The 15,936-nt window shown below is 28.5% G+C and carries 12 protein-coding genes; 11 read left to right on the top strand and 1 reads right to left on the bottom strand.

Annotated elements, in window-relative coordinates; translation table 11 throughout:
* Positions 1-251: 251 nt before the first annotated feature.
* On the bottom strand, positions 252-1,622 hold the full coding sequence (locus Tmeso_RS01325) for an NAD(P)H-dependent oxidoreductase (protein ID WP_099187475.1): 1,371 nt from the start codon (positions 1,620-1,622) through the stop codon (positions 252-254).
* 461 nt (positions 1,623-2,083) lie between these two features.
* On the opposite strand from Tmeso_RS01325, the gene Tmeso_RS01320 reads away from it, so the two are divergent.
* The 11 genes from Tmeso_RS01320 to Tmeso_RS01270 all read left to right on the top strand — a co-directional run bounded on the left by Tmeso_RS01320 (position 2,084) and on the right by Tmeso_RS01270 (position 15,914).
* Positions 2,084-2,806 (top strand): hypothetical protein, encoded by a 723-nt coding sequence (locus tag Tmeso_RS01320; RefSeq protein ID WP_099187473.1) that lies wholly within the window; start codon positions 2,084-2,086, stop codon positions 2,804-2,806.
* A 290-nt stretch (positions 2,807-3,096) separates the two neighbouring features.
* On the top strand, positions 3,097-4,410 hold the full coding sequence (locus tag Tmeso_RS01315; RefSeq protein WP_099187471.1) for a hypothetical protein: 1,314 nt from the start codon (positions 3,097-3,099) through the stop codon (positions 4,408-4,410).
* A gap of 111 nt (positions 4,411-4,521) precedes the next feature.
* Positions 4,522-5,343, top strand: a complete 822-nt coding sequence (locus tag Tmeso_RS01310; protein ID WP_099187469.1) for a ZIP family metal transporter — start codon at positions 4,522-4,524, stop codon at positions 5,341-5,343.
* Positions 5,344-5,512: 169 nt separating this feature from the next.
* Positions 5,513-6,811, top strand: coding sequence for a hypothetical protein (locus Tmeso_RS01305; RefSeq protein WP_099187467.1), 1,299 nt, complete (start codon positions 5,513-5,515; stop codon positions 6,809-6,811).
* A gap of 217 nt (positions 6,812-7,028) precedes the next feature.
* A complete protein-coding gene (locus tag Tmeso_RS01300; protein WP_099187465.1) occupies positions 7,029-8,429 on the top strand; it encodes a pyridoxal phosphate-dependent decarboxylase family protein in 1,401 nt (466 codons plus the stop codon).
* Positions 8,430-8,494: 65 nt separating this feature from the next.
* Positions 8,495-9,064 (top strand): flavodoxin family protein, encoded by a 570-nt coding sequence (locus Tmeso_RS01295; protein WP_099187463.1) that lies wholly within the window; start codon positions 8,495-8,497, stop codon positions 9,062-9,064.
* Between the two features lie 442 nt (positions 9,065-9,506).
* Complete coding sequence (locus Tmeso_RS01290; RefSeq protein WP_099187461.1) at positions 9,507-9,950, top strand: GNAT family N-acetyltransferase; 444 nt, start codon at positions 9,507-9,509, stop codon at positions 9,948-9,950.
* Between the two features lie 178 nt (positions 9,951-10,128).
* A complete protein-coding gene (locus Tmeso_RS01285; RefSeq protein WP_099187459.1) occupies positions 10,129-12,669 on the top strand; it encodes a vitamin B12-dependent ribonucleotide reductase in 2,541 nt (846 codons plus the stop codon).
* A 339-nt stretch (positions 12,670-13,008) separates the two neighbouring features.
* Positions 13,009-13,920, top strand: coding sequence for a GTP-binding protein (locus Tmeso_RS01280; protein ID WP_099187457.1), 912 nt, complete (start codon positions 13,009-13,011; stop codon positions 13,918-13,920).
* 18 nt (positions 13,921-13,938) lie between these two features.
* Positions 13,939-14,808: a uroporphyrinogen decarboxylase family protein gene (locus Tmeso_RS01275; protein WP_099187455.1), complete on the top strand. Its 870-nt coding sequence runs from the start codon at positions 13,939-13,941 to the stop codon at positions 14,806-14,808.
* Between the two features lie 35 nt (positions 14,809-14,843).
* Positions 14,844-15,914, top strand: coding sequence for a uroporphyrinogen decarboxylase family protein (locus Tmeso_RS01270; protein WP_099187453.1), 1,071 nt, complete (start codon positions 14,844-14,846; stop codon positions 15,912-15,914).
* Positions 15,915-15,936 lie beyond the last annotated feature (22 nt).

Raw genomic sequence — 15,936 nt, 5'->3', positions numbered from 1 at the left:
TAAAATTATTATTACTATAACTGTATTTTATATTATTGTAAATTATATTTCTAGAATTTTTTATGTTCCAGACATTAAACTAGGTATGATAATTGAACACGCAATAACAATGACTATTAGGATGTTCGGAGTTATTAGTAATACATCCAAGAAAAATTGATGCTAATATAACCCCTAAAGATGAACTTATTGACCAGTGTAGAATTAGAGGGAAAAAATCTGTGATTACCATGAAAAATACTTTCAGTCCCTTACTCGTTATTTGTTACCTCTAGTTCAAGTATTTTTTTATGTTTTGAAATCATGTGTTTATACATATTTTTTTTAACTTTTGATTGAAAAGCCTTTTTATTCATCATATATCTAAACGTCATATTTTTTAATTTCCCAGTTATAGATTCATTTTTGATTAAACCATTTACTTTATAGTAATTATAGTCAGCTAAAAAAATAGTACCTAAAGTTGATTTGATTGCATCGCTAAATAACTTAGATCCACACACTGATAAAAACATTGGCGTCTTTATATAGTCTTGTTCTGCAAAATTAATGCTTTTATTAACTAGGGTTTCAATTTGATTATTTAAAATATTATCATCTTGACATTCATCAGAAACGATTCCAGCTAAATTTGTTTCATTACTACTATAAGATTTCATAATTTCATTAAGTGCACCTAACTCACTAACTGGTCCTGCAACAAGATATGCAATTTGGCGACCTTTAAATACAGGAATATGGGTATAACAAAAACTTCTATCGAAGAATAGCTTTATTCTTGATGAAAAATATCGATCTTTTATTTCGCAAGCATATACAATAATATCTGAATTATCCAATATAAAATCTAATGTCTTTCTATAATCATCTGTATTATTGTATATACATTCATTATGGGTACTACAATTGCAACATCCAATACAGTAATTACTAAAAGTAGATTCGTTAATATTTACAACTTTAACAGGGCCATCTATCATACTTGAATATTTAACAATCATTTTATCTATATTTGAACCTTTTTCTGAATCAGTTACAATTACAGTTCTTTTAGTAGTTTTAATCTTTTTTGAGCATTCATTATTTTGATAGTTATAGTTATATTTTGATGTTTTCTTAAATCTTTTTAATGTAAGTTCATCTGTTTTTATAGATTCTATAAAATTAGCAAAGAAAAATTCAAGTTCACTTTGACATTCTGCTTTAATAAGATCATTCATATCATGAGATAAACTTCCTAAGTACTTCATATCAAAATCGTTACAAATACCTTCCATATAATCATGAGCAGTATGATCATAATAATGTATAGAGGTAGAATAGGTAGCACAATACTTATTAGAGAATTTCTTTACTAGATTATATTCGTTAATTTTTTCAATAAATGCTTTCATATGAGCTGGTATAAGCATATGATAAACAGGGAAAATCCAAATAACACCGTCGCATTCACTTACTTTGTCAGCGATTTTTAGTATGTCTTTTTCACCTTTTTTGACATCATCTATAATATTTAAGTATTCAAAGTTACATGTCTTGTTTTTTAAGGCTAAATAATGCATTGATTGTACGGTTATACTATTTGATGATTTTGGGCTTCCGTTTAATATGACTATATTCATGTTATTCTCCTTTAAGTTATATTTGTAGAATATTATCCGAAAGCTAAAAGTTCTAAGACTCCATCCTTTTAAAGCTGGAGATAAGAACTTAACAGCTTCTGGATTAGTTTACCCCTAGGGCACTTATGCAACTAGAAATTCAGCTGGAGTAAAAACTCCATCTTAATTAAGTTTCACTTTATATTAAAGGAAAATAAATAATTTGTATTTAAAATTATTTATCATGCTATATATGATATGTAAGATGCACAATCTTAATTTAGGAGACATTCAATTCATCTTCTTATTGATAAAATAAGATTTTATCATTTGTTTTTATATACTAATAGATTTGACGTATGTGAAATAAAAGTTAATATTTTCCAATAACATATATTTCATGTATAATAATTACATATATAAGATTATAAATCTTTAACTTAAATTGGAAAAATTATAAATTAATAAAGGGGATTGTTGTAATGTGGATAAAAATTAAAATATTTACTTGTGGATTTATATTCGGAATAATTGTTTTAAGTGGAGTAAAGGCCATGGCAGAATCTGAAGACTATACTTTACAGATATCAAAATATCATATATTAGTTAATGATGTTGAATATAAAGATGATAAATTACCAGCATTGCAAATGAATGAAGAGGTATATATTCCACTTCAAAGATTTTGCAACATAACAGGTATAAACTTTAACTGTAATAAGCAATTTAAACAGATTGAACTTAGAAATGTTAATAATAATGGTTATAATATGAACAACAATATAAATAACAATATGAGAATGAATAATGGAATAAATTATATTGATAGTAGTAAATTGGTGAGCAAAGATGTGCTTGCTAATGACAAGAAGGCGTTAGAAATTATTGAAAAAACAGGCAACATAAATAATATAATGATTTATATTCCTCATATGAGTAAATCAAAAGTAGATACTATAGTTAAAAATTATATTGGTGAGACTGATGATTTTAATTGTATTTATGCTATTAGACAATACTTGAGTATAGAATGTATTGATGATATTGTAAAAAGTTATATTGATAGAACTGGTGACTATGGTACTGTAGCTGCGATACTACAGTTTATGAGTGAGGATGCAAGTGATTATGTTTCAAAAAAATATATAAATGAATCTAAGGATCAGCAATATAGTGAATTTTTCATACCATATTTAAAAAATTGAAAAAGATGAATCTTTATGGAGAAAAGAGGTTTTAAACGGAGTTATAGATTCAAGTGAAAAAGTAGAAGAGTTATTTAAAAGTCATAGCATAAGTATAATTGAATAGACATTTTGAAATTTAAAGATAATTGAGTATACAAAATTAAATTGATCATCTTGATATTTAGTTTATGATAAGGTATTGGTGTTTTTATCTGAACATTAATACCTTATTTTTGTGAGTGCGGGACTTTATTTACAAATATTTCAAAAAAAGTTATAATGAAAAGGATTGTGGGGAGGTAATTATAATGAATAAATTGTTTTCGAATAAGGTATTTCTTCAAATTATTAGTGTATTAATGTTCATAATATCCGTTAATTTATTTATGCTAAATTGTAATTCTAATAAATATGTGTATGAAAGTGTATATAAAAACTTAGAAAAAGCTATAACTGAATTAGAAGATATAAACGAAATTATATTTAATATATATATGCAAGAAAATTTGGAAAAAGATTATAAAATACATACCGACTATATAGAGGATTTAAGTATACAGAGTAGAAAAATAGAAAAAATATATAATATAAAGAAGGGCGCTTTTAATTGGCTTACTTTAAGTTTTAGTTATTGGCCTATCATAGATATGAAAGATAAGGAAAACTTAACTAAAAAAGATGAACAGTATTTAAAAGGTATACATAAATATAATAAAAAGTTTATAAAAGCTTATTATAAGGTATTAAATGATAATGATATGAACTCGATTTATAGAAGTGGAGAAGAGAAAAAGTATAAAAAAATATATAAGGAATTTATATTAGAGGCTAATAAAATAGCTATGGAAAAAGAGTATATAGGGTTAAGCAAATATAGACTTGAAGAAACAGAATCTATAGAAAATACTGAAGAAGAAAAAACAGAGAATACAGTAAGTTTAGAAGAGGCTAGACAGTTAACAACCAAAATATTAGAAAAAATATTTAATGAAAAACCTGTAATAATAGATGATGAAAAAACAGGAGAAGAAACTTATGAGTTTTATAATAAATGGGAGGATGGGAAGGATAAAAATTCATATAGTATAAGCATAGGAAAAGAAGATGGATCTTTAAGTATGTATAGAAGAAGACAGTTAGCAACAGCTATTGTATCAGAGGACGGTTTAGATAAAAAAGCTAGAGAAATAAAAAATATATTAGTACCTAAAGATTATGTGTGTTATAAAAAGAATAAGAGGTTTGACGAAGGTAAGTTAGAAGAAATAAGCTATGAATTTATAAGAAAAGTAGACGATGTATACGATGAATCACATAAAATTGAGATTGAAATGAATTGCTATGGATCACTTAGTAATCTACGTATATCAGATCCTCTAAACTATAAAAAGGTAAGTATAGAAGAACCTAAAGTCATAAAGGAAGATGTAGTATCTAAATTGAATAAGGGAAATGTAACTAATGTTATATTAGTTACAAATATAGATAGAGAGCTACAATATAGGGTTTTTATTGAATTAAATAAAGAATCTTATACATACACTTTTGATGCTATTACTGGAGTGAAAATAGATACTGGAAGAAGTGATAAAATGTATTTTGAAAGAGTAAGTGATATGTAAAACTTATAGTTATAAAAAATCACAAATTATTTAAATCTAAATGAAGATATTTCATTGTTTTGGGTATAGATAATATAAAAGGTTAAATAAATAGTATTGGAGGACAAAACTATGCTGGAATGGTTATCGCAATTTTCCCCAGTAACACAAGCTTTAATTGGGACATTATTTACTTGGGGTGTTACAGCACTTGGGGCATCTTTAGTATTTTTCTTTAAAACAATTAACAAAAAAGTATTAAATGCTATGTTAGGTTTTGCAGCAGGAGTTATGATTGCAGCAAGCTTTTGGTCACTACTAGCACCGGGGATTGAAATGGCAGAAGAGTTAGGTCAAACAGCTTGGTTGACAGCTGCAATTGGTTTTTTAGGTGGAGGAGCTTTTTTATTTTCTGTAGATAAGCTATTACCTCATTTACATATAGGACAGGATACTTCTCAAGCAGAAGGCGTAAAAACCAGTTGGCAAAGAAGTGTACTTCTTGTATTAGCTATTACATTACACAATATTCCTGAAGGTCTTGCTGTTGGAGTTGCTTTTGGTGCTGTTGCTTATGGATTACCTTCAGCTTCACTAGCAGGAGCAGTAGCTTTAGCAATTGGTATTGGCTTACAAAACTTTCCAGAGGGAGCAGCAGTTTCAATACCACTTAGAAGGGAAGGTTTTTCTCGTAAAAAAGCATTTTTATATGGTCAAGCATCTGGTATAGTTGAACCTATTGCGGGTGTTATTGGTGCTGTTGCTATTATAGGAATGCGTCCTTTATTACCATATGCATTAGCATTTGCTGCTGGAGCAATGATTTATGTTGTTGTTGAAGAATTAATCCCAGAAGCTCAACAAGGTGAAGAGCACATAAGAACGGATATTGCAACAATTGGATGTATGATTGGTTTTGCTGTAATGATGATTTTAGATGTTGCATTAGGTTAATTAAGAAGAATAAAAAAATATAATTAAAAAATGGAGTTTATAATATTTGTAATAAGGTATGGTTGTTTTTATATAAAAACAACCATACCTTATTTTTATAAATCAGGGAATTTGTTTACAAATATAACCAAAAAAGTTATAATGAAGAAGATTTGTTAGGGGGGGAACTATGAAAACGTTATACAAATTAAACAAGAGAAAATTGATTATGTTTTTATTAATATTTTTATTGGCAGCAAGTAAACTGACATATATATCTATAAAAGATAATATAGAAGATGCAAAGGGACTACAAGATTATGAGGTTAATACAAAACAGGGAAGTTTTGATATTTTAGAACCAGATTATATTGAAAAAATCGACTATAATAGAGCTAGTCAAAATCATAATATGGGAATACTTAGAACGATAATTTTATTTGGTATTGAACTTACGATACTGTGGTTATGTTTTTTTGAAAATATCAAGATAAGAGTAGATCAAGAGGGTATAAAGGTATATAGCTTGTACAAGAAAAAGCCTAGAAATATTTATAATTGGGATGAAATTGAACATATAAGATTTCAATATGGAGAAGATATAAGAGGATTTATTCCCTGCTATGGAATGAAAATAAAGATGATTAAAAGAGAAAGTGCTTTTATACCTATTAAAAAATTCTTAAATTACGAAGACATTTCAAATACAGTGATGAATCATTATGATAATGTAGAACTTATTGATAATAATCAAGAATGTTATAGTATTACTGAACTTCTAAAGGATTCGTATAAAGAGTATAAAAATGGATTTAATATTTATATTAAATACAGTCTTATTGTACTTACATTTGCTTTATTGAAAGAATTAATAAAAAATCCAATTGTAGTATTGATTGTATTAGTAGCAAATATATTTTTAGGATATAGAGCATTGATAGCTTTAAATTATAAAGCATATATGTCTTATAATGGAGAAAATATAGATTTTGATACTGGATGGGAGTTTGCGAAAGATAGGATAGGGAGATATTTTGGAGCCGGACTTATTTTAGGAATACCTTTAGTTGTATTTATAGGAATTGAGTATTTTTTCATAAAAAGTAGTTTAGAATTTAATTATAAAGTTATCTGGAGTATAGTATTAGGGATGGTATATATTCTAAGCATATCTAGAATATATTTAATAACTTATATAGCAAGTATAATTGACAAAGATAAGTCGTATATGTCTTTAAATGGAATCGTAATTAAAAAATATTACAAACAAGTTATGTTTATGTTTTTTGTATCAAGTCTTAGAATAGTACCTATTGTAATTGCAGGAATTGTTGATTATAAAAATCTGAATGTAGCTGGAGATATGATAGAAATATCATCTTATATAATAATGGCATTAGATTTGTTTTTAATACCTTTTATAAGTTGTTACTTTATGAGAATACTGAAAGATTTACCTGTAAGCTCTGGAGATAGTTACAGTGAATAAGTTATATTTCAAATAATGTTGATAAATAAATTAGTATTATAAAAAACTCTTTATGAAGACACTGTTAATACAACAACATTTTCATAGAGAGTTTTAAGTATAGTATTAGTTATGTATTTACAATTAAGGATATTATATAATGTCTATACTTAAAAAGAATATTAATGATAAAATGGAAATAGGTGTATAATTTGAAAAATATGGCGGAGGTGGCAATATGCTAAAGCTTGAAAAATTTGATGAATATTTAGACCAGCTTTCTGATGTAATAAAGGAATATCAAAGAGATATATCTGTTGGAAGGGTTGTGCCCAAGGCTTCAAGAAATGATATTGAGGATTTTTTGTTTGAAACACTTCCAATGGAAGGCTCTGATGCAAAGAATATAATAGATGAGTTTAAAGAAAAGGTTGTTCCAAATTCAACAAAGATTGGGAGTTCAAGATTTCTTTCATGGATAATAACAAGCCCTTCGCAGGCGGGGATTTTGGGAGAAATTGCAAATGTAGGAATAAGCCAGGCTCCATTTAATTTTAAGGCTGGTCCTGCAGCCACGGTAATAGAGGATATGGTAATAGGCTGGATGGGACAACTTTTCGGATATAACAAAGAATCGGGAGGAATACTCGTAAGCGGTGGAAGTATTTCAACTCTTACTGCTCTAGGTGCTGCAAGAGAAGCGTTTTTGCCTGGAAGTACTGAATATGGAATTCAGAGTATTTCAAATCCACTTACTATCTATACTTCTAAAAAAGCTCATTCTTCAATAGATAAGGCTGTAGGAGTTTTGGGATTTGGAAAGAATATGCTTAAAAAAGTGAATGTAGATGAGTTTTTCAAGATAGATATCCATAGTCTAGAAAAAGAAATAGAAAAAGATATTAAACAGGGACTAAGACCATTTTGTATAATAGCTCAGGCTGGAACATCCCTTTCAGGAGCTGTTGACGATATAGAGGCTCTTTCAGATGTTGCTAAGAAATATGGAATGTGGCTTCATGTAGACGGAGCTTATGGTGGAGGGGCAATACTATCAAAAAAAGGTGGCGAGATTCTAAAAGGAATAGAAAAAGCGGATTCAATTTCAGTAGATCCCCACAAGTGGTTTTTTGTTCCTACAGAGGCTGGATGTGTGCTTGTAAAAGACAAAAGGCATTTATACAATGCATATAATACAGGTGGTGTAGAATTTGATGAAGATACACCTATAAATTATCTGGATTATGGAATACAGTCAACTAGAACTTCAAGAGCAATAAAGACATGGTTTGTCATTAAGACGTATGGAATCAAAAAGCTTTCACAGGTTGTAGATTCTAATATAGAGATGGCAACTTATTTTGCCGAGGAGATTGAAAAAATGGATGGGGTAAGGATATTACATAAGCCACAAACAAGTGCCGTTTGTTTTTCATTTGATAAAGGAGCTACTATGAATCAATCTTTTTTAATAGAAATAGAAGAGGAATTTTTCTTGTCTGCTGCAAATATTATGGGAGAACATTGCATAAGAGCATGTTTTTCAAATTATAGAACAAGTATAGAGGAAGTCGATCTGCTACTTTATAAAATAAAAAGTTTTGTCTCAATGAAATCGGAATTTAAGAATAGTTTATAGAAAATCATTTTGAAAGGGTAAATTCATAATAAGGTCAGACACATAAATTTTGAAGGAGTTAATATATGGCTAAAAAGTGGATTGCTATTGTAGGGAGTTCTAGAAGAGGAAAAAATACAGAATTAATAACTGATTATATTATAAAAGCTCTTAAAGAAAAAGAGATTGATGTTGAAAAGTACATACTTAGTAGTGAGAATATATTCACTTGTTCTGGATGTGAGCATTGTATAAAAACAGGTGAATGTAATATAAATGATGATGTATCAAAAATAATAGAAAATATGAAATTATGCGATGGCTATATACTAGCTTCTCCGTCTTATAATTACAATATGACGGCTCAAATGAAGGCATTACTTGATAGAACATTTTGTCTTAATGATTATAGTAAAGGAAGATGGAAAAGTAGACTATCATCAAATAAAAAAGCCATAGTTGTAGGTACTTGTAAAGGTAAGGATAAAGAAAGTATGGGATATACTGTTGAGGGTATGAAAAAGGCTCTTTTAGAACTTGATATAGATGTAGTTGATGATATAGAGTATTACAATACAAAATATATGCCTGTTGAAATGAATGAAGGTATAGAGGCTAGGATATTAGAAAAAATTAAAAATAATTTAAAAATATGATTTGTACTTATGCTCAAAATAATACACATCAAAATAACGATACCTTGTCAATGTTTTAATAAAACGTTAAACAAAAGTATCTAACATTTTGATGTGCATTATTTTGGGGAGTATGTTCTTATATTTTATTTATGAGTATATGAAACCATAATAAGAAAAATAAGAATTAGGGAGACAATATATGGGGTTATTAACTAAAAAAAGTAAAAGAGGAGTGTTTGTTGATTAAATAAGTCAAAATAGAGTATTTGAAAAAACTAAATTCAACAGAAACTAAAAGATATGTCTATGAAAACATCTTAAAATTAAAGATATTTTTGTAGGCATATTTTTAGTTTAAAGTACAATTTATACATATTCTTTTTTATAGTTGAATAATAAAAAATATAACAATAAATTCTTATTTGTACTTATGAAATATATTATAAAGAGGTGAAGGATAATGAATGAAATATTTGATATTAATTATGAAGATGTTGAAATAATAAAGAATCTTTGGGAAAAAAATAGACAGTATCATGAAAATACTTCAGAATATTTTAAGGAAGCATATAGATTTATTAGATTTGATGAGAGAATAAAAGCCTTTGGTGAATTTGATAAGGATACAATGAAAATAACTGTTGTAGAAAATAATGGTAAGTGTATTGGGTATTGCATATCAACTATAACTGATGACAATGGAGAGCTTGCATCGTTGCATGTTGATGAGAAGTGTAGAGGTAATGGAATTGGAAAAGAACTTGTAGACATACATATAAAATGGATGAATGAAAAAAATTGTAAGGCAATTGGGGTAACAGTATCTCAAGAAAATAAAGCTACAATAGGTTTTTATAAAAAACTTGGATTTTATCCGAATACTTTATATATGCAACAAAAGTAAAAAATGACTATGAAAATATCAGCTAATGTTTAAAAATTCAATTGAAGTAAATACTATATATTGTGCTTTGAATAAAAAAATAGGACACTAAACACAATATAATGAGAAAAATGTTTGGTTTTATTTTATATTGGTATATAGTTTAAAGGAATTATTATTTTAAGTAGGAGCTGAATTTATGAATATAAAAAATTTAATTAAAAGATATTATACAAAAGAGTTAGAAGAAAATAAAAAATTAACTGTATATGATTTATTTGATTGGAAAACAGTTGAGGTAAAAATGTTTGATTATAAAACCAACAATATATTATTTCAAGAAGACAATTTGGAGTTTCCCGTGTTTTATAGTCAAAACGCTTGTGATATTATTGCTAGTAAGTATTTTAGAAAAACTGGTGTTAATAATGAATATGGTTATGAAAAATCTTTAAAAGAAGTTGTTCATAGAATGGTGAATTTTTGGACTGAAAGTGCTTTAGATGAAGGTCTAATAGATACTGAAAATAAAAGCATATTCTATGATGAAGTTTCTTATATGCTTATAAATCAGATGTTTGCACCAAATTCTCCTCAGTGGTTCAATACTGGACTTAAGTTAAGTTATGGAATAGATAAAGAATCAGAAGGTCATTTTTATTATGATATAAAAAAGGAAAAGGTAGTAAAGTCTACGGATGCATATACAAGGACACAAGGTAGTGCTTGCTTTATACTTAATATAGAGGACAAATTACTTGGAGATAAATCTATAACGGATCAAATAGTAACTGAAACAAGACTTTTTAAACATGGATCGGGAACAGGAAGTAATTTTAGTAGTATTCGTGCAGAAGGTGAACTTTTATCTGGAGGAGGAACATCATCTGGTATTATGAGTTTTCTTAAGGTATTTGATGCTAATGCAGGAGCAATAAAGTCTGGTGGCACAACAAGAAGAGCAGCTAAAATGGTAATCATGGATGGAGATCATCCTGAAATTATAGATTTTATAAGATGGAAAGCAAAAGAAGAAGATAAGGTATTAGCACTTGGCAAAATGGGGTATGATACTGATTTTAATTCAGAAGCATATTCAACTGTATCAGGGCAAAATTCAAATAATTCTATTAGGATTACAAACGAGTTGATGAAAAAAATGATAGGAAAAGATAAAGATGATTCTTGGGAGTTAAAGGGGAGAGTAGATTCAAAGGTAAATAAAGCAATAAGTGCAAAAGATTTATGGGATGAGATAAATTATTCATCATGGAGATGTGCAGATCCAGCAATTCAATTTCACGATATAATAAATGATTGGAACACATGTCCGTTAGGAGAAAATGGTGAGAAGGAAGAAATAAAAGGATCAAACCCTTGTAGTGAATATCACTTTTTAGATGATACTGCATGTAATTTGGCTAGTATAAATATAGTGAAATTTTATGATTCAAAAACTAATAAATTCGATATAGATGGATATTTACATGTAATAAGTCTTATTCAATTAGTTCTTGAATCAACTATTCATTGGGGTCAATTTCCAACGGAAGATATTGCAAGAAGATCACATTTGTTTAGAACTACAGGACTTGGAATTGCAAATACGGGTTCTCTTCATATTATCATGGGACATGCTTATGATTCAGATAATGCAAGAACGATAGCAACTTCTTTAGTTGGAATTATGACAGGTCAATCTTATTATGTATCATCATTAATGGCAAAAGAAGTAGGTAGTTTTTCTAAATATGAAATCAATAAAAATCATATGTTAAAAGTTATAAAAAATCATGCTATAGCTGCTGGAGCCATTGATTCTTCTTATGAAGGTTTAGGGTATAGTCCAATTAAAGTAAATCATGAAATATTAATAGATGAGAAACAAAATGATTTAAGTGAAACTTTAAAAGATGTATGGGAAAAGGCAGTTGAAACTGGAAAAGAATATGGATATAGGAATGCTCAAGTAAGTGTTATTGCTCCTACTGGAACTATATCTCTTGCTATGGACTGTGCTACTACTTCAATAGAGCCATTCTTTGCACATGTGGTATATAAAAAATTAGTAGGGGGAGGGTTTATGGAATTTATAAATCCATATATTCCTATAACACTTGAAAAACTAGGATACAGTAAAAAACAGATAGAAGATATAGTAAATTATGTAATGGGAAAAGAAACTATCGATGAAAATGGATATGAATATAAAAAAATAATAGATGGAAAAATAGAAGGAGCACCTCATATAAGAGAAGAGCATTTCCCTATATTTGATACAGCTAATAAATGTGGAAGTGGAAAAAGGTTCATATCATCAATGGGTCATGTTAGGATGGTAGCAGCACTGACACCATTTGTTTCAGGAGCAATAAGTAAAACTGTTAATCTTCCTAATGAAGCTAGTATAGATGATTTTAAAGAGGTATATAAAAAAGCATTTGAGTTAGGAGTAAAATGTATTTCTTTATATAGAGATGGCTCTAAAGCCAGTCAACCACTTAATCAATATAAGCGTGCTAAAAGCGATAAGTTAGAAGATATGACATATAATCAACTTTTAGAATATGTTAAGGCATTGAAAGGAAATAATAAACAAACTTCTATAGAAATATATGAGAAGAAGAATTTAACAGAATATAAGAAAGTAACATGCTCAAACTGTTCAAGCACGAGCATTATACCTAATGGAACTTGCTATATTTGTAGAAATTGTGGTACAACAACGGGATGTAGTTAAAAAATAAAGTCTATATTAAAGAAGATGTATATGAAAATAAAACTAATAAATATTTATTTTCGTGTACATCTTTTTTTATTTTAGTCTATTTAATAAGATTAGATCCCTATAATGAAAAAATTTTTATGGATGTCAAATATAATAGAATCAACTAGTATATATTTTTAATTGTATTATAGGAAAATTCTATACAAGTGTATGGAATTATAAAAAATACATATTAGACTGATATTATTTAAAGTGCTACAATTATTTCAAGCATTGCAATTATTTGACGGTTATTGACGAAATATTTGAAGTGTTGAACACGGTTTTATTTTAGTTCAAAGGAGGTTTAAATTGAGTATTAATATAAATATCGTTTCTGGATTTTTAGGGGCTGGAAAGACTACGTTTTTAAAAAAAATTATACCTAAGATTAAAGGGGAAGTTGCGTTAATTGAAAATGAATTTGGTGATATTGGAATTGATGGGGATTTGATTCATGACAAACTTCCTGTTAGAGAAATTTATGCGGGATGCATCTGTTGCAGTCTAGTACAAGATTTTAAAAAAAACATAGAAGAATTAGTTTTAGAATATAAACCGGAGAATATATTGATAGAGCCATCTGGGGTTGGGAGTTTATCCGATATTGTAAAAGCTTGTGTGGAAATTTCACAAAATTCTAATTTAGATATAATTATAAATCATTTAATTACGATTGTAGATGTAAGTGCATTTGATGATTATATAGAAAATTTTGGATCTTTTTATTTAGACCAAATTCAAAATGCTAATATAATTTTTTTGAGCCATTTTGGTGAAATGAATCACAAAGAAATTGAAAAAGTAGTTTCTAAAATAAGGTTAAATAATCAGACAGCATTCATTCTTAATGAGGACTGGTCTGATTATAATGGGGAAAAAATAATTGAGATACTAAATACTATTAAAAGTTGCAAGATTGAGTCAAAAGAAAAACGTGCATTAATGCCTGCTGATAAGGTATTTACGACTGTCTCTGTGGACAATCCAAGAATTTTTTCAGGTAAAGAAATTGATAACATGTTGGATTCTTTAAATAACAAGGAGTATGGTTTTATTTTGAGAGCCAAAGGAATTTTGAAACTTGATATGAATCAATTTATATACTTTGATTTTACTCCGCATCATTATCATTGGGAGTACCTAGAAAGGTGCAATGGGACGAAGGTGGCTGTAATTGGTAGTAATTTAAGTCATCAAAAAATATTGAAATTGTTCCATTAAGAAGTTGGGGGGATTAATATGGGTGAAATTATTGATTTTAAGTGTACATATAACAATTCTATAGGGATTAATAGAGAAGTTACAGAAAAAGTAGATTTACAATTCCCAGAAGCTTATAAAAATTGGGATAGTATGGCTTTGATATCAAAGGAGTTAAAAAAACATGATAAATCAATGTTTTGTGAATTACCATTTTGCCATACGGTTGAAGGCGAAGCAATGGGTGGAATCATTAATTTTGGAGATGAGAACATAGGCCCAAGAGCTAAGGACTATATATGCACAACTGCTCAAGAAATATTAAGCTTACCTGAAATTGACTATTCAAAAGGACGTATAGCAGAAGTTTTAAAAGCTTGCAGATACTTAAGAAATCAAGGAGAAAATGTTCTTTTATATATTTCAGGACCTTTTACAATTATGAATGTTTTAATTGACCCACGCCATATTTTTAAAACATTTAGAAAGAACCCTGAAATTATGAGAGATATTTTAAATAAATTCAAAAATGAAATATTGCGTTTTGTTGAAGAAGCCCAAAAATCAGGAGTCAATATGATAAGTTATGCTGATTCTTCTGGAGGATTAAATATTTTAGGTCCAAAATTTTCAGAACAAGTAGTAGAAATGTTTACTTATCCATTATTGAAAGAAATGAAAGAACTGGTTAATGACCAAACAGTAGTATTACTTTGCCCAAAAACTACTTTTGCATTATTAGGAACAGATAAAGCAGAGTGGAAAGATATTTCTTTGGAAGAATCTATGAAATATTCTGAAGCCTGTATTAAAGTAATCGGTGAGGCAAAATTTGTTGGACAAATGTGTATTAAAAATAAAGAATTCCAATTAAAGAATGGGGTAATAAAAACAATTAATTTGCTTTAACAGACTAAAATTAATCTGAAAAGGGAGGGTATTATATGCACAAAGATGATAAGATGACACCAAATGAACGATTGACTGCATTTATGACAGGAAAACCTATGGACAGAATTTTAGCTATGCCAGTTGCTTGTTCTATGTCTGGACTAGCATTAGGGATGACTCATAAGGAAAAAAGAAGTAGTGCTTTAAATGAAGCGAGAGCACAAATTGCTTGTTATGAAAGATTTGGAAATGACTTAACGGTTATTGAATATGGATTACATGGGGTAGGTGCAGCTCTAGGGAGCAAAATGAGTGATCCAGAGGACTCAGTACCATCAATTATGAAATATGCTTTAGACGATTTAAATGATGTTGATAAACTAGATATGTCAAAATTGGAGCTGAAAAACGACAAAGCATTTCAATTGCATATAGAAGCTACAAAAATTTTAATTGATAAAGTAGGAAAAGAAGTTCCAACTGGAGTTTTGATATCTGGACCTTTTACTGCTGCTGCAAGTATATATAAAACAGAAAATTTGTTAAGAGCAACTAGAAAAAATCCTGAAAAATTACATCAATTAATTAAATTCTGTAACGAAGGATTAAAAATGATTTATAGAGAGTTTATAAAAGAAGGTGCTATTATTCTACTTTGTGACCCTATTGCATCAGGAACAATTCTTAATCAAAAACAATACTTAGAATTTGTTTTACCATACACTATAGATTTAATGCAAGATATTCATGATGCAAATGGAATGGTTTGTTACCATATCTGTGGAGATACAACATCGATTGTAGGAGATATGGTGAAATCAGGTTGTGATATGCTTAGTATTGATAATAAGGTGGACTTGGCATATACGAAACAAGTGGTAGGAGATAAAGTTCCTATTCTTGGTAATGTAGATCCCGTAGAGACGTTAATTTTGGGGGATACAAATGATGTGGATTTAGCTGTAAAAAATTGTATACAAAAAGGATATGATAGTCCTTCAGGATATATTTTGGCATCGGGGTGTGATCTTTCAGGCAATGTTCCTCTAGAGAATATTGATCAGTTTATGGCTTCTGCTAGAAAATATGGAAAGTGGCCTTTAAATCCAAAAAATTTTTTATAAAATATAAATTTATTAAGCAATA

The organism is Tepidibacter mesophilus, assembly GCF_002724055.1.
Lineage (GTDB): Bacteria > Bacillota > Clostridia > Peptostreptococcales > Peptostreptococcaceae > Tepidibacter_A > Tepidibacter_A mesophilus.
Note: the sequence above shows the minus strand (reverse complement) of the source record. Positions and strands in the feature narration are given on the sequence as shown.